This window comes from Pseudomonas neuropathica (assembly GCF_015461835.1).
Classification (GTDB): domain Bacteria; phylum Pseudomonadota; class Gammaproteobacteria; order Pseudomonadales; family Pseudomonadaceae; genus Aquipseudomonas; species Aquipseudomonas neuropathica.
This window is the reverse complement of sequence record NZ_JACOPX010000008.1, coordinates 251,788-275,789: the sequence shown is the minus strand read 5'-3', so window position 1 is coordinate 275,789 and position 24,002 is coordinate 251,788. Positions and strand designations below refer to the sequence as shown.

17 protein-coding genes and 4 tRNA genes are annotated in these 24,002 nt (G+C 59.7%); 16 read left to right on the top strand and 5 right to left on the bottom strand.

The genetic code is table 11. The annotated features are described in order from the left end of the window. Nucleotides 1-293 precede the first annotated feature (293 nt). The gene (gene uvrB / locus H8F23_RS14015) at nt 294-2,309 is read left to right on the top strand and encodes an excinuclease ABC subunit UvrB (protein WP_007913411.1); all 2,016 of its coding nucleotides are present in this window, start codon (nt 294-296) and stop codon (nt 2,307-2,309) included. A gap of 113 nt (nt 2,310-2,422) precedes the next feature. Here the strand turns inward: uvrB and H8F23_RS14010 are convergent, their stop codons facing one another. Together H8F23_RS14010 and H8F23_RS14005 are read right to left on the bottom strand one after the other, a co-directional pair. Next, nucleotides 2,423-3,913 carry an MDR family MFS transporter gene (locus tag H8F23_RS14010; RefSeq protein ID WP_186624677.1) on the bottom strand — a complete coding sequence of 497 codons (1,491 nt, stop codon included), beginning with the start codon at nt 3,911-3,913 and terminating at the stop codon, nt 2,423-2,425. A gap of 49 nt (nt 3,914-3,962) precedes the next feature. After that, entirely contained in the window at nt 3,963-5,012 is a 1,050-nt protein-coding gene (locus H8F23_RS14005) for an HlyD family secretion protein (protein ID WP_194934751.1), read from the bottom strand. A gap of 228 nt (nt 5,013-5,240) precedes the next feature. Between H8F23_RS14005 and gltX the strand changes: the two genes are divergently transcribed. From gltX to H8F23_RS13945, 12 genes are all read left to right on the top strand, one after another. Next, nucleotides 5,241-6,722: a glutamate--tRNA ligase gene (gene gltX, locus H8F23_RS14000; protein ID WP_194934750.1), complete on the top strand. Its 1,482-nt coding sequence runs from the start codon at nt 5,241-5,243 to the stop codon at nt 6,720-6,722. 255 nt (nt 6,723-6,977) lie between these two features. Continuing rightward, nucleotides 6,978-7,053, top strand: a tRNA-Ala gene (locus H8F23_RS13995). A gap of 79 nt (nt 7,054-7,132) precedes the next feature. After that, nucleotides 7,133-7,208: transfer RNA gene (locus H8F23_RS13990), tRNA-Glu, on the top strand. A gap of 53 nt (nt 7,209-7,261) precedes the next feature. Further along, nucleotides 7,262-7,337, top strand: a tRNA-Ala gene (locus tag H8F23_RS13985). An 80-nt stretch (nt 7,338-7,417) separates the two neighbouring features. Continuing rightward, nucleotides 7,418-7,493 (top strand) — tRNA-Glu (locus H8F23_RS13980). 182 nt (nt 7,494-7,675) lie between these two features. Further along, complete coding sequence (locus H8F23_RS13975; RefSeq protein ID WP_007913421.1) at nt 7,676-8,215, top strand: TetR/AcrR family transcriptional regulator; 540 nt, start codon at nt 7,676-7,678, stop codon at nt 8,213-8,215. Between the two features lie 30 nt (nt 8,216-8,245). Further along, nucleotides 8,246-9,079 carry an alpha/beta fold hydrolase gene (locus H8F23_RS13970; protein ID WP_194934749.1) on the top strand — a complete coding sequence of 278 codons (834 nt, stop codon included), beginning with the start codon at nt 8,246-8,248 and terminating at the stop codon, nt 9,077-9,079. Nucleotides 9,080-9,125: 46 nt separating this feature from the next. Next, nucleotides 9,126-9,575 carry an acyl-CoA thioesterase gene (locus tag H8F23_RS13965; RefSeq protein ID WP_194934748.1) on the top strand — a complete coding sequence of 150 codons (450 nt, stop codon included), beginning with the start codon at nt 9,126-9,128 and terminating at the stop codon, nt 9,573-9,575. Nucleotides 9,576-9,733: 158 nt separating this feature from the next. Beyond that, nucleotides 9,734-10,693, top strand: a complete 960-nt coding sequence (locus H8F23_RS13960; RefSeq protein WP_194934747.1) for a tRNA dihydrouridine synthase — start codon at nt 9,734-9,736, stop codon at nt 10,691-10,693. A gap of 121 nt (nt 10,694-10,814) precedes the next feature. Further along, on the top strand, nt 10,815-11,261 hold the full coding sequence (locus tag H8F23_RS13955) for an Hsp20 family protein (protein ID WP_007913433.1): 447 nt from the start codon (nt 10,815-10,817) through the stop codon (nt 11,259-11,261). 188 nt (nt 11,262-11,449) lie between these two features. Beyond that, complete coding sequence (locus H8F23_RS13950) at nt 11,450-12,145, top strand: DUF1266 domain-containing protein (protein ID WP_194934746.1); 696 nt, start codon at nt 11,450-11,452, stop codon at nt 12,143-12,145. Beyond that, complete coding sequence (locus H8F23_RS13945) at nt 12,142-14,844, top strand: J domain-containing protein (RefSeq protein ID WP_194934745.1); 2,703 nt, start codon at nt 12,142-12,144, stop codon at nt 14,842-14,844. The genes H8F23_RS13950 and H8F23_RS13945 overlap by 4 nt, the downstream gene beginning before the upstream one ends. On the opposite strand, the gene H8F23_RS13940 is transcribed toward H8F23_RS13945, so the two are convergent. The 3 genes from H8F23_RS13940 to H8F23_RS13930 form a co-directional block, all read right to left on the bottom strand. After that, nucleotides 14,841-16,532 carry a molecular chaperone HscC gene (locus tag H8F23_RS13940; protein WP_194934744.1) on the bottom strand — a complete coding sequence of 564 codons (1,692 nt, stop codon included), beginning with the start codon at nt 16,530-16,532 and terminating at the stop codon, nt 14,841-14,843. The genes H8F23_RS13945 and H8F23_RS13940 overlap by 4 nt on opposite strands. 86 nt (nt 16,533-16,618) lie before the next feature. Next, complete coding sequence (locus H8F23_RS13935; RefSeq protein WP_194934743.1) at nt 16,619-19,897, bottom strand: sensor domain-containing protein; 3,279 nt, start codon at nt 19,895-19,897, stop codon at nt 16,619-16,621. A 74-nt stretch (nt 19,898-19,971) separates the two neighbouring features. Continuing rightward, the gene (locus tag H8F23_RS13930) at nt 19,972-20,856 is read right to left on the bottom strand and encodes a LysR family transcriptional regulator (protein ID WP_093432075.1); all 885 of its coding nucleotides are present in this window, start codon (nt 20,854-20,856) and stop codon (nt 19,972-19,974) included. 140 nt (nt 20,857-20,996) lie between these two features. On the opposite strand from H8F23_RS13930, the gene leuC reads away from it, so the two are divergent. The 3 genes from leuC to H8F23_RS13915 all read left to right on the top strand — a co-directional run bounded on the left by leuC (nt 20,997) and on the right by H8F23_RS13915 (nt 23,974). Further along, on the top strand, nt 20,997-22,415 hold the full coding sequence (gene leuC, locus H8F23_RS13925; RefSeq protein ID WP_016984527.1) for a 3-isopropylmalate dehydratase large subunit: 1,419 nt from the start codon (nt 20,997-20,999) through the stop codon (nt 22,413-22,415). A gap of 11 nt (nt 22,416-22,426) precedes the next feature. Then, nucleotides 22,427-23,071 (top strand): 3-isopropylmalate dehydratase small subunit, encoded by a 645-nt coding sequence (gene leuD / locus H8F23_RS13920; protein ID WP_007913445.1) that lies wholly within the window; start codon nt 22,427-22,429, stop codon nt 23,069-23,071. Between the two features lie 135 nt (nt 23,072-23,206). After that, a complete protein-coding gene (locus H8F23_RS13915) occupies nt 23,207-23,974 on the top strand; it encodes a class I SAM-dependent methyltransferase (RefSeq protein ID WP_194934742.1) in 768 nt (255 codons plus the stop codon). Nucleotides 23,975-24,002 lie beyond the last annotated feature (28 nt).

Below are 24,002 nucleotides of genomic sequence, written 5' to 3'. Positions count from 1 at the left end.
CCAGCCGGATGCACTAGAGCGGTGCACAAACGGGGAGCTAGTATAGAGGCCATTACGGAACAATGGCGACAGGCGATTCGGCTTTTAGGGTAAGTTTTTCCGATTATTTCTTGACCGTTAGTCGACTGCACGTGTCAGAGTCTTTACCGGATGTAGGACGTTTGCCTTGAAAGGTGAGGCAATCGCCACCACATTGAGCACAATCCAGGTTTTTTCTTGCGCGACACCGGTCGTTTGCGGTTGTCCCCGTGGTGCTCCGCTTTGCTCGGAATGCCGCGATCCCAGAGGTGTATATGTCCGAATTCCAGCTCGTCACCCGCTTTGAGCCTGCCGGCGATCAGCCGGAAGCCATTCGCCAACTGGTGGAGGGCATCGAGGCCGGGCTGGCGCACCAGACGCTGCTCGGTGTGACCGGCTCGGGCAAGACGTTCAGCATCGCCAATGTCATCTCGCAGATTCAGCGTCCGACCCTGGTGCTGGCGCCGAACAAAACTCTCGCCGCGCAGTTGTACGGTGAGTTCAAGGCGTTTTTCCCGAACAACGCCGTCGAGTATTTCGTTTCCTACTACGACTACTACCAGCCCGAAGCCTATGTGCCGTCGTCCGACACCTTCATCGAGAAGGATGCGTCGATCAACGACCACATCGAGCAAATGCGCCTGTCCGCGACCAAAGCGTTGCTGGAGCGCAAGGACGCGATCATCGTCACCACGGTGTCGTGTATCTACGGTCTGGGCAGTCCTGAAACCTATTTGAAGATGGTGCTGCACGTCGATCGCGGCGACAAACTCGATCAGCGCGCACTGCTGCGGCGCTTGGCCGACCTGCAATACACCCGCAACGACATGGACTTTGCCCGCGCGACTTTCCGTGTACGCGGCGATGTGATCGACATCTACCCGGCGGAATCCGATCTGGAAGCGATCCGCATCGAGCTGTTCGATGACGAGGTCGAAAGCATTTCCGCGTTCGACCCGTTGACCGGCGAAGTCATCCGCAAGATGCCGCGCTTCACCTTCTACCCGAAGAGCCACTATGTAACGCCACGGGAAACCCTGCTCGACGCCATCGAACACATCAAAGTCGAACTGCAGGAACGCCTCGAATACCTGCGCAGCAACAACAAACTGGTCGAAGCCCAGCGTCTTGAACAGCGCACCCGTTTCGACCTGGAAATGATCCTCGAGCTGGGTTATTGCAACGGCATCGAGAACTACTCGCGCTACCTGTCCGGTCGCCCGGCCGGTGCCGCGCCACCAACCCTTTACGATTATTTGCCGGCTGATGCCTTGCTGGTGATCGACGAATCCCACGTCAGCGTGCCGCAGGTCGGCGCGATGTATAAGGGCGACCGTTCGCGTAAGGAAACCCTCGTTGAATACGGCTTCCGTTTGCCCTCGGCGCTGGATAACCGACCGATGCGTTTCGACGAGTGGGAAGGGGTCAGCCCGCAGACCATTTTCGTCTCGGCAACGCCGGGCAACTACGAAGCCGAACACGCCGGTCGCGTGGTCGAACAAGTAGTGCGGCCGACCGGTCTGGTCGACCCGCAGGTTGAAGTGCGTCCGGCGCTGACGCAGGTCGATGATCTGCTCTCGGAAATCAGCAAGCGTGTGGCAGTCGAGGAGCGGGTGCTGGTCACCACGCTGACCAAACGCATGGCCGAAGACCTGACCGATTACCTTGCTGATCACGGCGTGCGTGTGCGTTATCTGCACTCGGATATCGACACCGTTGAGCGCGTGGAAATCATCCGTGATCTGCGCCTCGGCACCTTTGATGTGCTGGTGGGGATCAACCTCCTGCGTGAAGGCCTGGACATGCCGGAAGTGTCGCTGGTGGCGATTCTTGATGCCGACAAGGAAGGTTTCCTGCGTTCCGAGCGATCGCTGATTCAGACCATTGGTCGCGCCGCACGTAACCTCAATGGCCGGGCGATTCTCTATGCCGATCGCATGACCGGTTCGATGGAGCGGGCGATTGGCGAGACCGAGCGGCGTCGCGACAAGCAGATAGCGTTCAACCTGGAAAACGGCATCACCCCGCGCGGGGTGATCAAGGATGTCGCCGACATCATGGAAGGCGCCACCGTGCCGGGCTCGCGCAGCAAGAAGCGCAAAGGCATGGCCAAGGCCGCCGAAGAAAACGCCAAGTACGAAGCCGAATTGCGTTCGCCGAGCGAGATCACCAAGCGCATTCGTGCGCTGGAAGAGAAGATGTATCAGCTGGCGCGGGATCTGGAGTTTGAAGCGGCGGCGCAGATGCGCGACGAGATTGCCAAACTGCGCGAGCGGCTTTTGGCTGTTTGATCTTCATCGCCTGAGTGGGCCTCTTCGCGAGCAGGCTCACTCCCACACAGGAATTGTGTCGTTCACAAATCCCCTGTGGGAGCGAGCTTGCTCGCGAATGGAGCGCCGCGGTCTTAATGAGACTCCCCAGCCTTCAGCCCCTCTGGCAATTTCTTGGTCAGCAAAATCGCCAACATGCTGATCCCCAGCGCAATCCCGACAAAATGAAACGCATCGTTGTACGCCATGATCGCCGCCTGCTGATGGACAATTTCACTCAACTTGCCCAACGCCGCCGTGTCACTGCCAAACCGGTCGGTCATCGACGCCAAACGCTCGGCCACCTGCGGATTGGTCGGCACCACCGCCTCGCGCAAATAATCGAAGTAAGTCTTGGTGCGCGCATCCAACAGTGTCGCGAGCAGGGCAATACCAATCGCGCCGCCCAGATTTCGCAGGATATTGAACAGGCTCGACGCCGACCCCGCATCCTGCGGCAAAATGTAAGCCGTGGCGATCAGTGAAATGGTCACCATGATCAGCGGCTGCCCCAGCGCACGAATGATCTGGATCTGATTGAACTGCGGCCCGGCAAAATCCGGGTTGAGCACCCCCGAAGAAAAACTCGCTAGCCCGAACAATCCAAAGCCGATCGTGCACAGCCATTTCGGCGAAACAAACTTCATCAGTTTCGGCACTAGCGGAATCAGAAACAGCTGCGGCACGCCCATCCACATGATCACTTCGCCGATTTGCAGGGCGTTGTAGTTCTGGATCTGCGCCAGATACAGCGGCAGCAGATAGATTGAACCGTACAACCCGACACCCATGCCCAGACTGGAAATACTCGACAGACCGAAATTGCGATTACGCAGGATGCCCAGATTGATCAGCGGATTCGGTTTGGAGATCTGCACGATCACAAAGGTAATCAGGCTGAGCAGGGCAATGCTGCCCAGGGTCACGATCAGACTCGACTCCAGCCAATCCTTGCGATGGCCTTCTTCAAGGAATACCTGCAGACAACCGAGGCCAATCCCTAGCGTTAGGATGCCGGTGTAGTCGGTGCTTTTCAGCAGTTCCCAGTGCGCTTCTTTCTTCTCCAGCCCGTACATCAGGCCGGCAATCATGATCAGGCCCGGCGGAATGTTGATGTAGAAAATGTATTCCCAACCCCAGTTTTCCGTGAGCCAGCCGCCCAGCGTCGGGCCGATGGACGGGGCGAACGTGGCGGTCATGGCGAACATCGCCATGCCTTTGGCGCGGTGGTGTTCGGGGAGTTTGATCAGAGTCAGGGTGAACGCCAGCGGGATCAACGCGCCGCCAGTAAACCCCTGCATGGCACGAAAGACGATCATGCTCTCCAGGCTCCAGGCCATCGAGCACAGCAGCGAGGAAACCAGAAAGCCCAGCGACACCCACACCGCCAAACGTCGCGCCGACAGCAACTGCACCAGCCACGCGGTCAGCGGAATCATGATGATTTCCGCGACCAGATAAGAAGTGGAAATCCACGAGCCTTCTTCCAGCGTCGCCGACAACGCACCCTGAATATCTTTCAGCGACGAGTTGGTGATCTGGATGTCGAGCACCGCCATAAAGGCGCCGAGCATCACGCTCATCACCGCAATCCAATCGCGCCGGGTCGGTTCGCCGACCGGGCGGATCAGCGAATCACCGGCCATTGTCCGGGGCGTCTTTGATGTTCACGGTGGCGGTGACGGACATGCCCGGGCGGATCTTGCCGTGCAGCGGGTTGTCGGTTTTGAAGGTCAGTTTTACCGGAATCCGTTGCACGACTTTGGTGAAGTTGCCGGTAGCGTTGTCCGGCGGCAGCAGGCTGAATTGCGCGCCGGAGGCGGCGAACAGGCTATCGACCCGTGCTTCGATCGGCGTGTCGCTGTAGGCATCGAAGGTCAGCTCGGCTTTTTGCCCGGGCTGCATGCGGCCGATCTGGGTTTCCTTGAAATTGGCCTGTACCCAGATGTCTTCATCCGGGACGATCGACAGCAGATAAGCGCCAGCCTGCACCACTTGGCCGTTACGGGCGGCGCGCTGGCCGACCAGACCACTGATTGGCGCGTGGATTTCGCTGCGGGTCAGGTTGAGTTCGGCTTGCGCGAGATCGGCGCGGGCGTTGGCGATCTGTGCGTCGAGGCGTTTGATTTCTGCGTTCAGAGCGTTGACCTGCTGACGCTGACCTTGCGCATCGGCCTGCGCCTTGGCCACTTGCGAACGGGCGATATGAGCGTCAGCGGAGAGGGTGGTCACGCGTTCTTCGGACACGTAACCGGGCTTGCGCAGGGTTTCGGCACGTGACAAATCCATTTGCGAGCGGCCCAGCGTTGCTTGGGTGGTTGCCACTTGTGCGTCGCTGGAAGCAATCAGACTGGCTTGCTGAGTCAATTTGCTTTGCGCTTGCAGGCGCTCGGCTTCGCGGGTGGCGAGGGCGGCATTGGCGCGATCGATGGCCAGACGGAAATCATTCGGTTCGAGGCGCACCAGCAACTGGCCTTTTTCCACGTGTTGATTGTCCTGCACCAGCACTTCATCGATGCGCGCGCTCAATTGGCTCGAGACGCGGGTGATTTCGCCCTGGACATAAGCGTTGTCGGTGCTTTCATAAAAACGCCCCTTGAAAAACCAATGGGCGAAAAAGCCCCCGGCAATCAGCAGGACGAGCAGCAGGAAAATCAACAGGCGACGCTTGAGTTGGGCAGGCATGGGCAAACTGTAGTCGATGAATTGTAAGGAAAGTTATCAGCAGGCGAATCTGGCATACAGCCGATAAACGGTAAATGCCATCCGCTGATATTTGCCCATTCACCACGGCTTACGGGCGTTCCAGACGCAAACTTGGCTTAAATGCCCTGCCCGCTGGAGCGGGGCGGGTGTCGCCTGTTACCATTCGCCGCTTGATTGTTTTGCTTTTCATTCTTTTCGAGACATGCCATGACCACCGTCCGCACTCGCATCGCGCCATCGCCTACCGGGGACCCCCACGTAGGTACCGCTTACATCGCATTGTTCAACTACTGCTTTGCCAAGCAGCATGGCGGTGAGTTCATCCTGCGGATCGAAGACACTGACCAGTTGCGTTCGACCCGCGAGTCCGAGCAGCAGATCTTCGACGCCCTGCGCTGGCTGGGGATCGACTGGAGCGAAGGCCCGGACGTTGGCGGCCCGCACGGCCCGTATCGCCAGAGTGAGCGCGGCGAGATTTATCAGAAGTACTGCCAGCAACTGGTCGACATGGGCCACGCGTTCCCGTGCTTCTGCACCGCTGAAGAGCTGGATCAGATGCGCGCCGAGCAAATGGCTCGCGGCGAAACCCCACGCTATGACGGCCGCGCGCTGCTGCTGTCGAAGGAAGAAGTTGCCGCTCGTCTGGCCGCTGGCGAACCCCACGTGATCCGCATGAAAGTGCCGAGCGAAGGCGTTTGCGTGGTGCCGGACATGCTCCGTGGTGATGTCGAGATCCCGTGGGATCGCATGGACATGCAAGTGCTGATGAAGACCGACGGCCTGCCGACGTACTTCCTCGCCAACGTCGTCGACGATCACCTGATGGGCATCACCCACGTGCTGCGTGGCGAAGAGTGGCTGCCATCGGCGCCGAAACTGATTCTGCTGTACGAATACTTCGGCTGGGAGCAACCAGAGCTGTGCTACATGCCGCTGCTGCGTAACCCGGACAAGAGCAAGCTGTCCAAGCGCAAGAACCCGACCTCGGTGACGTTCTACGAGCGCATGGGCTTCATGCCGGAAGCGATGCTCAATTACCTCGGCCGCATGGGCTGGTCGATGCCGGACGAGCGCGAGAAGTTCTCGCTGCAGGAAATGGTCGACAACTTCGACCTCAAGCGTGTCTCGCTGGGCGGGCCGATCTTCGACATCGAGAAGCTGTCGTGGCTCAACGGCCAGTGGCTGCGTGATCTGCCGGTGGAAGAGTTCGCCAGCCGTTTGCAGACCTGGGCGTTGAACCCGGAATACATGATGAAGATCGCACCGCTGGTGCAGGGCCGCGTTGAAACCTTCAGCCAGGTTGCACCGCTGGGCGGGTTCTTCTTCGCCGGTGGCGTTAACCCGGATGCCAAGCTCTTCGAGTCGAAAAAGCTTTCGGGCGATCAGGTTCGTCAGTTGATGCAGTTGATCCTGTGGAAGCTGGAAAGCCTGCGTCAGTGGGAGAAGGACAACATCACCGCGACGATTCAGGCTGTGGTCGAATCGCTGGAGTTGAAACTGCGCGATGCGATGCCGCTGATGTTTGCTGCGATCACCGGTCAGGCGAGTTCGGTCTCGGTGCTCGATGCCATGGAAATCCTTGGCCCGGATCTGACCCGTTATCGTCTGCGGCAGGCGATTGACCTGCTGGGTGGCGTGTCGAAGAAAGAAAACAAAGAGTGGGAAAAGCTCCTGGCCGCTATCGCCTAATCGCTTCGCCTCTTGTAGGAGCTGCCGCAGGCTGCGATCTTTTGATCTTGTTTTCAAAAGATAAAGTCAAAAGATCGCAGCCTGCGGCAGCTCCTACAGGGGCGTACGTTATCCCGAGTCCCGAATTTACGGGGGGAGGGCGGTAAGTGATTGTTATGCCGACGAAAAATTTTGAAATTTTTCAAAAATAAGTTTGACAGGCTTTCGATACGCCCTTAAGATTCGCCCCGTCCTCAGCGATGACATCAACGATGAGGGGCTATAGCTCAGCTGGGAGAGCGCTTGCATGGCATGCAAGAGGTCGACGGTTCGATCCCGTCTAGCTCCACCAATTTACACTTCGAAGCCTGGCCACACCGGCTCCGAAGCGATCAGCACTCAGCGTTGATCAGTTGTATAGAAGGGTTTGCGTCCCCTTCGTCTAGTGGCCTAGGACACCGCCCTTTCACGGCGGTAACAGGGGTTCGAGTCCCCTAGGGGACGCCAGTTTTACAGAAGCGATGTTGCAAGATGTCGCTCCGCCGCGAGGCGAAAAATCCGGGGCTTTAGCTCAGCTGGGAGAGCGCCTGCATGGCATGCAGGAGGTCAGCGGTTCGATCCCGCTAAGCTCCACCAATTTTACAAGTTCAAGGTCTGGCCACACCGGCCTTGAATCGATCAGTTCTCAGCGCTGATCAGTTGTATAGAAGGTTTGTGTCCCCTTCGTCTAGTGGCCTAGGACACCGCCCTTTCACGGCGGTAACAGGGGTTCGAGTCCCCTAGGGGACGCCACGATTACCCGCTCTGCGGGATTTTATAAGGGTCATTCAATTATTGAATGGCCCTTTTGTTTGTCTGGCGTTTGGCCAATTCTCCTTTTTCCTTACACTGTGCATCAGACCAGCGGTCATATCCTTGACTTGCAGAATATTATTATGCGAATAATATTCTAGTCGTAATATTCGGAGGCAACGATGAACGATAAAAAAGCTCAAACCCGCGAACGCATCCTCAAGGCTGCCAGCGCCGCACTGATTCAGCGTGGCCCGGCCGATCCTAGCGTGGGCGAAGTGATGGGCGCAGCCGGCCTCACCGTCGGTGGCTTCTATGCGCACTTCGAAAGCAAGGACGCGATGATGCTCGAAGCGTTCAAGCAGCTTCTCGGCCGCCGCCGCGACCTGATTGCCGACATGGATGCCGAGCTGACCGGTGAAGAGCGTCGAGCCTTGGTCGCCGCGTTTTACCTGTCGCGCAAGCATCGTGATTCCAGCGACGCGGCATGCCCGATTCCAGCGTCGATCGGCGAGCTGGGTCGCTTGCCGGAATCGTTCCGCATCGCGCTCAACGAACACTTGGAATTGATGATTGCGCAGTTGGCGTCCAGCCCTGAGGACACCGACAAAGCCCTGGCCGACGTGGCCTTGATGGTGGGTGGTCTGGCACTCGCAAGAGCGCTCGGCCCGGGAGACTTATCCGATCGATTGCTGCGCGCTGCCAAGTCGGCGGTGCGTTGACCTGAAGGCAACTCGCCTGAGGAGAGAGCGATGAACACGTTGAAGTGGGTTCGTGGCGTTAATGGCACCTTGGGCTGGATTGCACCGAAACGCGTGGCGAGCAAAATGCGTCTGGCATTCATGACGCCACGTTCGCTGCCTCTTCGTGATTGGGAATTGCCGCTGCTGACCAGCTCCGAACGGATCACTTTGCGCTTCGGCCTCTCGGCGCTGCGCTGGGGTCAGGGCCCGACGGTGTTGCTGATGCACGGTTGGGAAGGGCGGCCAACCCAGTTCGCCGCGCTGATCACCGCACTGGTTGACGCCGGTTATACCGTCGTCGCGCTCGATGGTCCGGCCCACGGTCGCTCGCCGGGGCGGGAAGCCAATGTCGTGTTGTTCGCTCGGGCGATGCTTGAAGCCGCTGCCGAGTTGCCGCCGCTGCAAGCGGTCATCGGCCACTCGATGGGCGGCGCCAGCGCCATGCTCGCCGTGCAATTGGGCTTGCGCACCGAAACCCTTGTCAGCATTGCCGCGCCTGCGCGCATTCTTGGCGTACTGCGCGGTTTCGCCCGCTACGTTGGTATGCCGCCGCGAGCGCGCTCCGCCTTCATCCGTCAGGTCGAGCAGGATGTCGGTATGCGCGCCGCCACACTGGACGTTGCCCACTATCAACTGGATATGCCCGGCCTCATCGTGCATGCCGAGGACGACAACTTCGTCTCGGTCAAGGAGTCGCAACTGATTCACGAATCCTGGTTCGACAGTCGCCTGTTGCGCCTTGAAGGCGGCGGTCATCAGCGTGTGCTGGCCGACCCTCGAGTGATTGATGGTGTGTTATCACTACTGGCCGGCCGCAGCCTTCAAGCGCGCCAATCGGCGTGAGCTCCGTTACACTGCCCCGGTTGAATACATTGACCGGGAGTGGGGCATGGGCTGGGATCGGGCAACGCCGTTTACCATTGATCTGCAGGTAGGCGCTGAGGATATCGACGGGCTGGGCCACGCGAATAACGCGGTGTACGTGACCTGGCTCGAGCGTTGCGCCTGGCGCCACTCGCAGCGTCTGGGCCTGGATCTGGTTGAATACCGGCGACTGGATCGGGCGATGGCTGTAGTGCGCCACGAGATCGATTATCTGGCCGCAGCCTATGAAGGCGACGAACTGCAACTGGCGACGTGGATTGTCGATTGGGATCAGCGCCTGAAAATGACCCGGCATTTCCAGCTCAAGCGCCCGAGCGACAATGCCACGCTGTTGCGCGCGCAGACCACGTTTGTCTGCATTGAGCTGTCCACGGGTAAGCCGAAGCGCATGCCGGCTGAGTTCATCGAAGGTTATGGCCCGGCGATCCTGCTCTCGGAGTCTGCGCAAATCTAAATTGTAGGAGTGAGCCTGCTCGCGATAGCGGTGTACCAGTCGATGCAGATGTGACTGACACACCGTTATCGCGAGCAGGCTCACTCCTACAAGGTTTCTGCGGATTTGTGCGTAATCCAGTAAACTGCCGCACGTTTTTACTCAAGTAGTGTTTCCTCATGCAAATTGCTCTGGCGCCCATGGAGGGGTTGGTCGACGACATCCTCCGCGACGTGCTGACCCGTGTTGGCGGCATCGACTGGTGCGTGACCGAATTCATCCGGGTCAACGATCAGTTGCTCACGCCGGCCTATTTCCACAAGTTCGGCCCGGAGTTGCTCAACGGTGCCCGCACCGCCTCCGGTGTGCCATTGCGCGTGCAATTGCTCGGTTCCGACCCGGTGTGCCTGGCGGAAAACGCTGCACTGGCCTGCGAGCTCGGCTCCGAAGTGATCGACCTCAACTTCGGCTGCCCGGCGAAGACTGTCAACAAGTCCCGTGGCGGCGCGGTGCTGCTCAAAGAACCGGAACTGCTCAACCAGATCGTCGAACACGTGCGCCGCGCTGTACCCGCGCACATTCCCGTCACCGCAAAAATGCGCCTGGGCTTCGACAGTCCCGACGGTTCGCTGGTCTGCGCCACAGCGCTGGCTGAAGGCGGTGCCGAGCACATCGTGGTTCACGCCCGTACGAAAATGGACGGCTACAAGCCGCCGGCGCATTGGGAGTGGATTCCGCGCGTGCAGGAGGTGGTCAAAGTCCCGGTGTTCGCCAATGGCGATATCTGGAGCGTCGAAGACTGGCGCCGCTGCCGCGAAATCAGCGGCGTCGAAGACATCATGCTCGGTCGCGGTCTGGTGTCGCGCCCGGATCTGGCCAGGCAGATCGCTGCCGCCCGCGCCGGTGAAGAAGTGGTCGAGATGAGCTGGGCCGAGCTGATGCCGCTGATTCAGGACTTCTGGCTGCAAGCCAAAGCGCAGATGACTGCACGCCAATCGCCAGGCCGTTTGAAGCAATGGCTGGCCATGCTGACGCGCAATTATCCTGAGGCTGCCGAGCTGTTCACCGTCCTGCGCCGTGAGACCGAACCGGATCATGTCTCGCGTCTGCTCGGCCTGCCAGTCGCTGAAGCGGCCTGAAAAAAATCTGCAAATAATCTCTTGAAATCATTTCAGCGGTCCCTATCTAAGGGTTACGCGATGCCGAATTCGGGTCGCGGAGTCAAAAAACCTTGCTGATTGTTTTCAGGAGATTTGAACCATGAGTACTGCATTTTCCCTCGCGCCACTGTTCCGTTCCTCGGTAGGTTTCGACCGTTTCAATGACCTGTTCGAAACCGCCCTGCGCAACGAGCCAGGCAGCAGCTACCCACCTTACAACGTCGAAAAACACGGTGATGACCAATACCGCATCGTCGTAGCGGCCGCCGGTTTCCAGGAAGAAGACCTGGAACTGCAAGTCGAAAAAGGTGTGCTGACCATCAGTGGTGGCAAGCGTGATGCCAACGAAGGCGTGACCTTCCTGCATCAGGGCATCGCCCAACGTGCTTTCAAGCTGTCCTTCCGCCTGGCCGATCACATCGAGATCAAGGCGGCGGATCTGAGCAACGGTCTGCTGAGCATCGACCTGCTGCGCGTGATCCCGGAAGAAGCGAAAGCCAAACGCATCCCGATCAACGGGACGCAAAAGCCGGCGCTGCAGCACTGAGTCATGTGCCGCAACACAATCGTCTGAACGGACGATGAGCCGCTGAATGAAGGCCCCGATACGTCGGGGCCTTTTTTGTGCGCGCAAGAAAACCGTTGTTCGACTTTGCCGCTGGCGGTGGTTTCTCTACAATCCGCGGCAGTTTTGCCGACCCCCATTTCTCACCGGTCGGCCTGGAGCCTTTTTTCATGGACGAGATTCAACAGCGCTGGCTGTGCGCTTTGTCTGCGCCAATGGCGGCGATCAATACCGGCGCCAGCTACGACGACCCCGCGTTTTGCGATGATCGCTACATCGACCTGAAAGACAGCTGGGGTATCGATGACCGTGGGCAATTGTTCGATATGCTCGAACGGATGACCGACGACGGCCATGCCAAGCACCTCAGCGCGGCCTATCTGGCGTGGCAGCGTTGTCTGCCGAGTGAATGGCAGGCCTTGCTCGACGACCTGAGTCCCCGCGAACGCATCCTGCATGAATTCGCCAGCCGCACCTTCGGCAGTTGCGGGCCGGGTGGGATATTGTCCTGGGACTATGGGCGCATGGGTTTTCTCTTGCGCTGTGCGGTGCGCAATCAGTGGGTCGACCTGGACGAAAGCAACTGGCTGCACAGTCGTTTGGCCCTCAGAGCGCAATTTCACTACGGTAGCTGGATGGCTTATTTCGATGGCTTTGTGGTGGGCCGGACGTTTTGGTCCTGCCTGAGTGCCAGCGACGATGAACTGGCGCGCGAACTCGATCGACAAGGCGCCAGCGCCCTTAACGTGCGGATTGCCCGTGGGCTTGCCGAGAACATTCCTCAGTTCCTTGCTGATTTGCCGTGGCACATGGAAATTGATTTGCCGCCACGTCCGGCATCGCTCAAGGAGTTCGACTGGTCATGAGTTGCTGGATCCGCCTGGGCATCGAGCCTACTAACGACGAAACCCTGATTCGCAACGCCTACCGCGCACGCTTGCCGGCACATCACCCGGAGACTGACCCGCAAGGCTTCCAGGCGCTGCGCATGGCCTACGAAAACGCCCTGCGTCTGGCTCGTGAAGACGAGGAAGAGGAGCCCGAGCACGAGTACGAGTCCCAAGTCTCAGAACAGACTGTCGTTGAGGTCCCTCCAGTGTTCGGGGAGTTCTGCGAGCTGCTGGATGATCCCGCGCGCCGGTTCAGTTTCGCCGCGTGGCAGGCCTTTATTCGAAGGCTGGATGAGCTGTCGCTGGACGTGCTCGATGAACTCAGCTGGCCGCTTTACCACCGGATGGCCGACGCCGGTCCGTTGTCGTACCGTTGCGCGAATCTGTTGGCCAAGCGTATGGCCTGGGATCAACAGTTGCTGGATCTGGGCTTCGACGACGCGCATCAGGTGGGCTTCTTTCTCCAGCGAATCGAAACGCCGGACCCGTTCGATACGGATCTGATGTGCACATGGTCAGAGGCCGCCCAGACTGAATCGCTGTGGTACGCCCGCAGTCTCGACTTCATCTTCAACCAGCGTCCACTGCCTGAGTTCGCCGACTTCGCCAGTCAGCACACCTGCCTGCCGTTGCCGGAGGATGCCGTGTTCCTCAAGCGTCTGCTGGTGCAGTTCACTCAGGCAGGTATTGGCGGGCCGACGTTTTTGCTGTGCTGTATCGAGCAGCAGCTTGCTGCACCGGACGATGTCGACTGGCTTTACCTGTTGGCGTGTCAGAGCAGTCTGCTGGGGCGCGACGATCAGGCATTGCCGTGCTGGATCCGGCTGTGGAACGAGCACCGCCATCCGATGGCGGAAAGTCGTCTGCTGGAGTTGTGTGCCAAGCGCCAGCCGACTTTTCTGCCCTTGCTGATTCAGGCATTCGATCGTCTGCAGGGCATTTCTGCCTGGCCAGAGGATCTTGCCGATGACGCCCAGGTGTATGGCTGTCCGTCACAACATCCCGAGACGCTGAACCGTTGGCTGGGTGTCGGGCGGTTAAAGCTTGAGAGCCTTGCGCAAAGCTTTGTCGATTGGCGCATGAGCGGTGATGAGCTGCCATTGCTCGCGCAATTGCTGGGCGAAAATGCCGACAGCCGATTGCTGCATCTGTATCGCCACGCCTGGGCGCTGCATCGCGGTGATGCGGCGTTGTTGCAGCAGATCGTGGATGCACCGCTGCCGATCGATGCCCTCGAAAGCCTGGTGATGAGCGGGTTCAAATATCAGGCTGAGCAACACCTGCGCTGGTTGCGCAGGGCGCCGATTGCACTGGCCATGGGCGCTTTCAGTGACGCGGATTCAAGTGCGCGGCCCTTGCCGCAGGTACTGACGCAAGGCGAGCCGCACAAGGTCTGTCGTCTATGGTTGCGCCGCTTGCGGCCTTACAGCGACGCTGCGCTGGAAAGACTGGCAGACGCGTTCAAGCTGGCCGCGGTCAAAGATGATTGCGACTTGTCCGAACTCGATTTGATTCTGCAGTTGAGCCGTCGCGGGATTCAGTTGTCGCCGTTCGGGCTGGGTGAGGCCGCTTGGGAGTGGCACGCGCAGACCCTGTTTTTGCTGGCATTGCTGGAACAACCCGAACGCTGGCTGCAAATGATTGATGGGCAGTGCGTGGAGCGCCTGCCTTTCAATCCGGCCCATCCGTTGAGTCGCCTGCAACCGTTGTTACGGCGCTTGCAGCGTGAGCAAGGCAGTTGTGATGGTTTGCTCGGATGGTTGCAAGGCAATGACCCGGTGCACGGCTTGTTGGTGCAGCAATTGTTCAGCGTACAGCAGGCACTCGACAGTGCCCGGTTGCCGGCCAATAGCCTGCTTTACACCTGCCTCGAAAGCGATCGTGCTGCCTGCGGCGATGATCTGCTGGGGTTGATGATGTTCTGGGGCGTGCTCTATCACGATCCGAGCCTGAGTGCTGAGCAGCATCGCGCATTGTTGCAGTCGATTGCGGCGATCAGTTGTGAGGACGATTGGTTCGAAGGCTTCCGCGACGGTTTGATCAAAGGCGAGCCGGTGTGGCCGCCGCGCAAAGTGCTGACCGATTTTGGCGTCGACAAACTGTTGGCGTATGAAGCGCTGGATGCGCTCAAGGGCCTGATTCGCTATGGCGCTGCTGGCGTGCCGAAAACGCGCGTCCTGCGCCAACTGCAACAGGGCAAGGACGATGTGCAGAACAGCATCGGGCTGCGCCTGGCTCTGTGCGCGATATTGTCCTGGTCGGAACGATTATTGCTGGCGAAAAGCGATGCTCAGCCGGTACCGGCGACAGCGATCTGGCGTCTGGGATCGCGGTTGGGGCGCAAGGCTTTTATCGCTCAGGTCTTGGCCTGCGTGGTGATTGCGCCGGTGGCAGGGCTGGTCAGTGGCACCACGGGTGCTGGCATTCTTATCCTGATACTCGGAGTTCTGCTGGTATTTGGCGCGATTTTGCGTCGCTTGCACGACATGGGCCGGGGCATCCCGACCTTGTTGATCTTCATGACGCTGACACCGATGTTGCCATTCCTGCCGTTGCTGCTGTTCGGCTTTCCCGGTGACAAGTTGCCCAACCGCTATGGTGTGCCGCCGGACAGCGGCGATAGCGAGATGCTGTCCGGCGGCCTGCAGGCTGCCTTGCGGCGGCTCAACGGCTAGAGGCGCAGTTGATCCAGTGCCTTGTTCAGCTCGGTGCGATGGCTGGCGATCTCCGCTGATTGCTGGCCACCGAGCACCGTGGTGAAGCTGTGCAGCCACTCGGCTATGTGCTCGCGTTGCGTGCCGAGGCTCTGCATCCATGCCCGCTCCAGACGGGCCAGCAATGTGCGGTTGGGCAGTGCATCGCGTGGATGGACCTTCAGCGTCGACAGCCGGTTATGGCTGTCGCGGCGCGCTTGCTCGTCCAGACCGGTGGGGCTGCGATCAATGCTGTGACTGTGACGCTCGCCGGTTTCGAGCAGGGTGACGTCGACTTCGAGCAAACCGTTGATGTCATAGCTGAAGCGCACGTCCAGTTCCTGGATGTGTTGAGTAGGCGTCAACGTGACTTCGAAAGCATCAATCAGAATGTTGTCGCACACCCACGGCCGTTCACCCTGATAGACGGCGATGCGCAGCACTGTTTGCTTAGGTTGGGTGGTGTAATAGCGCTCCACCCTTGACGTCGGAATGATGGTGTTACGTTCGATGATGGGCGAGAAGGCACCTTTGATGTCTTCTCCACGCATGGTCGCAATCCCCAGCGTATACGGGCAGACATCCGTCAGAATCAACTCTTCAACCGCCCCGTCACGCGCCTTGCACGCCGCTTGCGTCGCCGCCCCCAGCGCAACAATGGTGTCCGGATCAAGATGCCGGTAAGGCAGGCGCCCGAACAACGTCGCGACCATCTGCTGCACCGCCGGCATGCGCGTGGCGCCGCCGACCAGCACCAGGCTGTCGAGGTCACGGGGCTTGAGTCGGGCATCGCGCAGCGCTTGTTCGATTGGTGCACGCAAACGGGCCAGTAGCGGCTCCCAGATTTTCACCGCAGCGGCTTCGTCCAGCGACCACTCGAACGTTTTGTCCCCATGGCGCCAGCTCAGCGGCTGAACACCTTCAGCGAGTTTGCATTTCAGTTGCTCCAAGGCATCACCGAGGCTGGCCATGCTTTGCGCATCGACCATGGCCGCGGTCAGTTGCCAGTGTTTCAGGCAGGCCTGCAACAGCGCAGCGGTGAAGTCTTCGCCGCCGAGAAAGTTGTCGCCAGTGGAGGCGTGCACTTCGATCAGGGGCAAAGCGTATTCCAGCACCGTGACATCAAAGGTGCCGCCGCCCAGATCGAAGATCAGCGTGCGTTCGAATTTCTGTTCATGCAGCCCGTAAGCCATCGCGGCGGCGGTTGGCTCGTTGATCAGGCGTGTCACCGAGAGCCCGGCCAGTTCGGCGGCAAACAGCGTGCGTTTGCGTTGTTCGTCGCTGAAATACGCCGGGACGGAAATCACCGCTTCCGATACCGCGTGGCCGAGAAAGGCTTCGGCGTCCTGCTTGAGTGAGCCGAGTACCAGCGCCGACAACTCTTCCGGACTGAACAGGCGCGTACCGAGCTGGACTTGCTTATCGCTGCCCATGAAGCGCTTGAATGCTGCAGCGCTGCGCTCCGGGTGCGTGGTCAGGCGCGCGCGGGCGGCTTTGCCGACCAGAATCGTGTCGTCTTCATCGAGGCTGACCACCGAGGGTGTCAGCACATCGCCCAGGGCGTTGGGAATCAGGCGGGCCTGACCGTCCTGCCAGACGGCGATCAGACTGTTGGTGGTGCCAAGGTCGATGCCCAGCAGAGCCGGGCGGGGGAGGGTTGCATCCTGCATGACAGATCTCGAAACGGCGCAAAAAACGCGACCCTACAGGTTGCTGCAAATCGTGGCAATTGTGCGTCTGTTGCAACGTGCACCGGTTATGGCAGGAGCTTTTTCAGATCCTCGAGCGCAACCGGTCGACTATGCAGATAGCCTTGATACAAATGGCAGCCCAAACCCTGCAGGAACGCCAGTTGTTCGGGAGTTTCCACGCCCTCGGCAATCACCTCCAGCTCGAGGCTGCGCGCCATGGCGACAATCGCGCGAATGATCTCGGCATCGTTCGGGTCGGTCGTCGCATCGCGGATAAACGACTGATCGATTTTCAGCGTGTCCACCGGCAGGCGCTTGAGGTAAGTCAGCGACGAATAGCCGGTGCCGAAGTCATCCATCGCAAAGCTCACGCCGAGTTTTTTCAGCCTGCGCATTTTGCTGATGGTGTCTTCCAGATTCTGGATGACGATGCCTTCGGTGATCTCCAGTTTCAGTAGCGAGCAGGGCAGGCCATGGCTGCTCATGCTGTGTTCGATGCGCTCGACGAAATCGTTCTGGCGGAACTGTCGCGGGCTGATGTTCACGCACAGGCTGAACTTCAGCGGGTCGACCAGCCTCTGTGCGATCAGTTGTTTGAACGCATTGCAGGCCTCATCAAGAATCCACGTACCGACTTCGAGAATCAGGCCGCTGTCTTCCAGTACTTTGATGAATTCGGTGGGTGACTGCGCGCCCAGCTCCGGGTGATTCCAGCGCACCAGGGCTTCGGCGCCGATGATGCGGTTGTCGCGGGCATCGACCTGCGGCTGAAAGTGCACGTTGAATTCACCGCGAGACAGCGCCAGACGCAAGTCGGTTTCCATGCGCAGCCGCTCGCTGGCGGCCTTCTGCATGGTGTTGTGATACATCTGCGTGGTGTTGCGCCCGGAATCCTTGGCCCGGTACAGGGCAATGTCGGCGCGTTTGAGCAGGTCGGTCGGCGTCGAGCCGTGATCGGGGATCAGTGCCACGCCAATGCTTGGCGTGACTTGCAGGCGCTGGCCGTCGAGGAACATCGGTTCCGAGAGCAATTCGCGCAGGGTGTCGGCCAGATTGCGCACTTGCGCGCTGACCTCATTGCGCGAGCCTTCGAGGCCGCTGAGCAGCACGACAAACTCGTCGCCACCGAGGCGCGCGACGGTATCTTCCATGCGCACACTGGCTTCGAGCCGCGCCGTGATGATTTTCAGCACGGTGTCGCCGACCGGGTGGCCGAGAGAGTCGTTGATGTGCTTGAAGTGATCGAGGTCGAGAAACAGCAAGGCGCCGCGCAGATTGTGGCGCTTGAGCAGGGCGATCTGCTGGCTCAGGCGATCCATCAGCAGGGCGCGATTGGGCAGGTTGGTCAGCGGGTCGTGATAGGCCAGATGCCGGATCTGTGCTTCGGCGTTTTTCAGCAGGCTGACGTCTCGGGCAGTCAGCAGCAAGCACGCGGTTTCATTGAGGGTGATCGGCTCGACCGAGACCTCCACCGTCAGCATTTCCCCGCGTTTGTTGCGCCCGAGCATTTCCTGATGGTGCACGCGGCCCTTGATCTGCAACTCGGCGAGTAACGCCGAACGCTGTTTCTCTTCAGCCCAAATACCCACCTGATAAACCGTTTTGCCCACGACCTCTTCGGCACGATAGCCAGTGAGACGGCAAAAACCGTCGTTGACCTCCAGATAACGCCCGGTGTCGCGCTCGGTAATGGTGATTGCGTCGGGACTGGAGTGGAACGCCTTGGCGAATTTCTCCTCACTGGCTTTCAGCGCCGCTTCCGAGCGCTGCTGCTGGGTGATGTCGCGCAGGGTGGTGACGATACAAGGCTGATCGCCGACGCTGATCTGCCGGCTGGAAATCACACAGGTCAGCGACTGGCCGTCCTTGTGCTGGACGATGATCGCGACATTGCTCAAGCCCTGTTCGCGGATGACCCGTTCGATGCGTTGCAGGCTTTTTGCCGAGGCATCCCACAAACCGATTTCTTCGGCGGTGTGGCCGATGACGTCGGCGGCGCTCCAGCCGAACGTCTGGGTAAAACTGTTATTGATTTCGATGAACTCGCCACTGTCCTGGCGGGTGACGCAGATCGGGTCCGGGCTGACCTGGAACAGCGTGGCGAATTTCTCTTCCGAGGCCACCAGCCGCTGTTCACGCTCGACCTGATCGGTGATGTCGAGCAGGGTGCCGGCCATGCGCAGCGGTGCGCCGTTGTCGTCGCGGTAGAGGCGGGCGCGGCTTTCCAGATAGCGCGAACTGCCGTCCGGCAATTGCACGCGATAAGTCAGTTGATAATTGCCCGCCGGGCCTTCGCGCAGGCTGCGGTAGGCGTCGCGCATGCTGTCGCGCTCCTCACCGGGGACGCCTTCGAAAAACTCTTCGAACGACTCATGAAACGGTTTCGGCTCCAGCCCGTGCAACTGCGCGGCGCGCGCCGAGCCGTAAAGCATGCCGCTGGGAATGTGCCAGTCCCAGGTGCCGAGTTGTGCCGAATCCAGTGCCAGATCGAGACGTTCCTGGCTGTCCTTCAAGGCGTGTTCGGCGGCTTTGCGTTCGGTGGTGTCGAGGAACGTGCTGAGCAGATACGGCTGGCCTTCGAGTTCGACTTTCTGCGCACTGAGAATGCCGTCGTGGATCTGCCCGTTGCTGGCGCGAAACTGCACTTCCATGGCGATCAGCTCGCCTTTGGCTTTGGTTTTTTTCACCAGTTCTGCGCGCTGCTCCGGGTGCACCCACAGGCCCAGCTCCAGCGTGGTGCGGCCGATGGCGCTCTGCACCGGCCAGCCGAACAGGCTTTCAAAGTACTGATTGGCCTCGCTGATCAAGCCGTCTTCCTGACGGGTCAGCAGGACCATGTTCGGGCACAGATGAAACAGTGTCGCGAAACGTTTTTCCGAACTGCTCAGCGCCTGCTCGCGCTGGCGCTGGTGGGTGATTTCGCGAATCACCCCGATCATTCGGGGGCGGCCGTTTTTATCCGGCAGCAGGCTGCCGCTGATCTCCAGCCAGTGCAGGCTGCCGTCAGGCCAACGGATGCGGTGGTGCATCGCTTGTTCCAGCGGCGCCCCGGCAATTACCGCGTGGAAGGCGCGAACCGTTTTCGCGCGGTCTTCCGGGGGCAGCAGATCAAGGTATTCAAGGTCTGCCGGCAGCGGCTGGCGCGGGTCGAAACCGAACAAGGCCTGGGTGCCACGCGACCAACTGATCTGCCCGCGCTCGATGTCCCAGTACCAGGCGCCGAGCCGCGCGCCGTTGAGCGCCGCCAGCAATTGCGGCGCGCTCTCCCAGCTCTGCTCGGAATGTCGCGGGTCAATCGCCTGAATACGCGGCATCGGCGGAATTCGGTCAACAGATTTCGGCATCGTGGACAAGCCTTGAGCTGAGGGTGACGTTAGGCACAGGGGCAGCGGCTCTTTAGGAGTAGCACAAGATGGCCTCAAGTCCCTGGCAGATCGATTTGTGCATCCAGTAAGGCCATAAAGGCCCGCGCCGCATTCGAGAGCGTCCGTTCAGTGTGCAGGATATAGCCTAGCTGGCGACTGAGCTGTATGCCCGGCAATACGATGCTTGCCACCTGCTCGTCGAGCATGGTGCGCGGCAAAACGCTCCAGGCCAGGCCGATCGAGACCATCATCTTGATGGTTTCCAGGTAGTTGGTACTCATGGCGATGTTCGGCGTCAGGCTCTGGGCCTCGAATAACCGTTGGACAATGTGGTGCGTGAAGGTGTTGCCACCGGGGAAAACCGCCGGATGACCGGCAATGTCCGCCAGAGTGACGGGGCCATTGCTGATCAGCGAATGCTCCGGGGCGACCACGAAATCCAGCGGGTCATCCCAGACCGGCGTGGCTTTGACCAGTGCGTGAGGCTCCGGCGCCAGGGTGATGACCGCCAGTTCAGCGCGGCCATGGAGAATTTCTTCATAGGCCACTTCCGAATCGAGGAACTGAATATCCAGCGCCACCTCTGGGTAGCGGCGGGTGAATTCGCGCAAAAGCGGTGGCAAGCGGTGCAAGCCGATGTGGTGACTGGTGGCCAGGGTCAAACGCCCGCTGACTTCGCCGGTGAGGTTGGTCAGGGCGCGGCGGGTGTCATCCAGCACGTTGAGAATCTGATAAGCCCGTGGCAGCAGGGCGCGGCCGGCCTCGGTCAGGCCGACTTCACGACCCAGCCGATCGAACAGGCGCACCTTCAATTGTTGCTCCAGCCCGGCGATGCGTTTGCTGATCGCCGGCTGTGTCAGGTGCAGCCGTTCGCCGGCGCCGGAGAAGCTGCCGGTCTCGGCAATCGCGATAAAAGCATTGAGGTTGGCCAGATCCATGTTCGTATTCCAGTTGGTTATCCAAAGCATAAAAAATATGAATTTGAGTTATTTAATCTAACCCCATAGGATCGGCCTCACAAGCCAAAGGGTTATTGATAAGCCCAGGGCATAGAAACAAGCTGATGAGGAACCGTCTGATGGCCGGCAAAACGCTCTACGACAAGCTCTGGGATTCGCATTTGGTCAAGCAGCGCGACGATGGCTCGGCGCTGATCTATATCGATCGTCACATCATTCACGAAGTGACTTCGCCGCAAGCCTTTGAAGGCCTGCGTCTGGCCGGGCGCAAGCCTTGGCGCATCGATGCCAACATCGCGACCCCGGACCACAACGTACCAACGACTCCAGAGCGCAAGGGCGGCATCGAAGCCATTGCCGATCAGGTCTCGCGTTTGCAGGTTCAGACCCTCGATGACAACTGCGATGAATACGGCATCGTCGAGTTCAAGATGAACGACGTCCGCCAAGGCATCGTTCACGTGATCAGCCCGGAGCAGGGCGCGACCTTGCCGGGCATGACCGTGGTCTGCGGCGACTCGCACACCTCGACCCACGGCGCGTTCGGCGCTCTGGCTCACGGTATCGGCACTTCCGAGGTCGAGCATGTGCTCGCCACCCAGTGCCTGGTCGCCAAGAAAATGAAAAACATGCTGGTGCGCGTTGAAGGGCAATTGCCGTTCGGCGTGACCGCCAAGGACATCGTCCTCGCGGTGATCGGCAAGATCGGCACCGCCGGCGGTAACGGCCATGCCATCGAGTTCGCCGGCAGCGCGATCCGCGACTTGTCCGTTGAAGGCCGCATGACCATCTGCAACATGTCCATCGAAGCCGGCGCCCGCGTTGGCCTGGTGGCAGCGGACCAGAAGACTGTCGACTACGTGAAGGGCCGTCCTTTTGCACCGAAAGGCGCCGAATGGGACATGGCCGTCGAGGCCTGGAAAGACCTGGTCTCCGACGCCGACGCCAAGTTCGACACTGTGGTTGAACTCGACGCTGCGCAGATCAAGCCGCAAGTCAGCTGGGGCACTTCGCCGGAAATGGTTTTGGCCGTTGATCAGAACGTGCCGGACCCAGCCAAAGAGATGGATCTGGTCAAGCGCGACTCGATCGTCCGTGCCTTGAAATACATGGGTTTGACCGCCAATCAGGCGATCACCGACATTCAGCTGGATCGCGTGTTTATCGGTTCCTGCACCAACTCGCGGATCGAAGATTTGCGCGCTGCGGCGGTGATCGCCAAGGGTCGCAAGGTCGCTTCGACCATCAAGCAAGCGATCGTGGTGCCGGGTTCGGGTCTGGTGAAGGCTCAGGCTGAAGCCGAAGGTCTGGACAAGATTTTCCTCGAAGCCGGTTTCGAATGGCGTGAGCCGGGTTGCTCGATGTGCCTGGCGATGAACCCGGATCGTTTGGAGTCCGGCGAGCATTGCGCCTCGACCTCCAACCGTAACTTCGAAGGCCGTCAGGGCGCCGGTGGCCGTACCCACCTCGTCAGTCCGGCCATGGCGGCTGCGGCAGCGGTGAACGGTCGTTTCATCGACGTTCGTGAATTGATCTAAAGGAGCGCAGCATGAAAGCTTTTACCCAGCACACTGGTCTTGTCGCGCCTCTGGATCGTGCCAACGTCGACACCGACCAGATCATTCCGAAGCAGTTCTTGAAGTCGATCAAGCGCACCGGTTTCGGCCCGAACCTGTTCGACGAGTGGCGCTACCTCGATGTCGGCCAGCCGTATCAGGACAACTCCAAACGCCCACTGAACAAGGACTTCGTGCTCAACGCCGAGCGTTATCAAGGCGCCAGCGTGTTGCTGGCCCGTGAGAACTTCGGTTGCGGGTCCAGCCGTGAGCACGCGCCGTGGGCGCTGGAAGAATACGGTTTCCGCAGCATCATCGCGCCGAGCTACGCCGACATCTTCTTCAACAACAGCTTCAAGAACGGTTTGTTGCCGATCATCTTGAGCGACGCGGAAGTCGACGAGTTGTTCAAGCAGGTCGAGGCTGAGCCGGGCTATCAATTGCAGGTCGATCTGCAAGCGCAGACCGTGACTCGCCCGGATGGCAAGGTGTACAGCTTTGAGATTGATGCGTTCCGCAAGCATTGCCTGTTGAATGGTCTGGACGATATCGGTTTGACCTTGCAGGACGGTGATGCGATTGCCACGTTTGAGGCCAAGCATCGTGTGAGCCAGCCGTGGTTGTTCCGCGACGCGTGATTTGCGTATGGCGAATGGCGCCATCGCGAGCAGGCGAAGGCCTACATTTGAAATGCGTTCCCCTGTAGGAGTGAGCCTGCTCGCGATGAGGCCCTCAAAAGCACCACAAGACTCACCCTAAAAAGGAAGTCCCTCATGACCAGCACCGCCCAGCACACTCAGGTCGTACAAAAGCAATTCGGTGAACAGGCCGCCGCCTACCTGAGCAGCGCCGTTCACGCTCAAGGCACCGAGTTCGCACTGCTACAGGCTGAGCTGAAAGGGCAGGGCAGCGCCCGGGTGCTGGATCTGGGTTGCGGCGCCGGACACGTCAGTTTTCACGTCGCACCACTGGTCAGGGAAGTGGTCGCCTACGACCTGTCGCAGCAAATGCTCGACGTGGTCGCCGCCGCTGCCGTTGAACGCGGCATGAGCAACATTGCCACGGTCAACGGCGCCGCCGAGCGTCTGCCGTTTGCCGATGGCGAGTTCGACTTCGTGTTCAGCCGTTATTCGGCGCATCACTGGAGCGATCTCGGTTTGGCTCTGCGCGAAGTGCGTCGGGTGTTGAAGCCGGGCGGTGTGGCGGCGTTCGTTGACGTGTTGTCACCGGGCAGTCCGTTGTTCGACACTTACCTGCAAAGCGTCGAGGTGCTGCGTGACACCAGCCATGTGCGCGATTATTCCGCCGCCGAATGGCTGCGTCAGGTCAGCGAGGCCGGTTTGCATGTACGCAGTACCACGCGTCAGCGCCTGCGTCTGGAGTACACCAGTTGGGTTGAACGCATGCGCACGCCTGAAGTGATGCGCGTCGCGATCCGCCAGTTGCAGCAGTCGATGGGCCACGAAGTGCGTGAATATTTTGAGATTGATGCCGACGGCTCGTTCAGTACAGATGTAATCGTGCTGATGGCTGAGCGATAAGAATTTTTCCGGGCGCGCTTAAGATGGC

Bases quoted from the DNA above. Each gene is read 5' to 3' on its own strand.
- H8F23_RS13955 (WP_007913433.1), top strand. From the start codon at position 10,815: ATGAGTACTGCATTTTCCCTCGCGCCACTGTTCCGTTCCTCGGTAGGT.
- H8F23_RS13965 (WP_194934748.1), top strand. From the start codon at position 9,126: ATGGGCTGGGATCGGGCAACGCCGTTTACCATTGATCTGCAGGTAGGC.
- H8F23_RS14005 (WP_194934751.1), bottom strand. From the start codon at position 5,012: ATGCCTGCCCAACTCAAGCGTCGCCTGTTGATTTTCCTGCTGCTCGTC.
- H8F23_RS13945 (WP_194934745.1), top strand. From the start codon at position 12,142: ATGAGTTGCTGGATCCGCCTGGGCATCGAGCCTACTAACGACGAAACC.
- H8F23_RS13940 (WP_194934744.1), bottom strand. From the start codon at position 16,532: ATGCAGGATGCAACCCTCCCCCGCCCGGCTCTGCTGGGCATCGACCTT.
- H8F23_RS13915 (WP_194934742.1), top strand. From the start codon at position 23,207: ATGACCAGCACCGCCCAGCACACTCAGGTCGTACAAAAGCAATTCGGT.
- gltX (WP_194934750.1), top strand. From the start codon at position 5,241: ATGACCACCGTCCGCACTCGCATCGCGCCATCGCCTACCGGGGACCCC.
- H8F23_RS13975 (WP_007913421.1), top strand. From the start codon at position 7,676: ATGAACGATAAAAAAGCTCAAACCCGCGAACGCATCCTCAAGGCTGCC.
- H8F23_RS13970 (WP_194934749.1), top strand. From the start codon at position 8,246: ATGAACACGTTGAAGTGGGTTCGTGGCGTTAATGGCACCTTGGGCTGG.
- H8F23_RS13935 (WP_194934743.1), bottom strand. From the start codon at position 19,897: ATGCCGAAATCTGTTGACCGAATTCCGCCGATGCCGCGTATTCAGGCG.
- leuD (WP_007913445.1), top strand. From the start codon at position 22,427: ATGAAAGCTTTTACCCAGCACACTGGTCTTGTCGCGCCTCTGGATCGT.
- leuC (WP_016984527.1), top strand. From the start codon at position 20,997: ATGGCCGGCAAAACGCTCTACGACAAGCTCTGGGATTCGCATTTGGTC.
- H8F23_RS13930 (WP_093432075.1), bottom strand. From the start codon at position 20,856: ATGGATCTGGCCAACCTCAATGCTTTTATCGCGATTGCCGAGACCGGC.
- uvrB (WP_007913411.1), top strand. From the start codon at position 294: ATGTCCGAATTCCAGCTCGTCACCCGCTTTGAGCCTGCCGGCGATCAG.
- H8F23_RS13950 (WP_194934746.1), top strand. From the start codon at position 11,450: ATGGACGAGATTCAACAGCGCTGGCTGTGCGCTTTGTCTGCGCCAATG.
- H8F23_RS13960 (WP_194934747.1), top strand. From the start codon at position 9,734: ATGCAAATTGCTCTGGCGCCCATGGAGGGGTTGGTCGACGACATCCTC.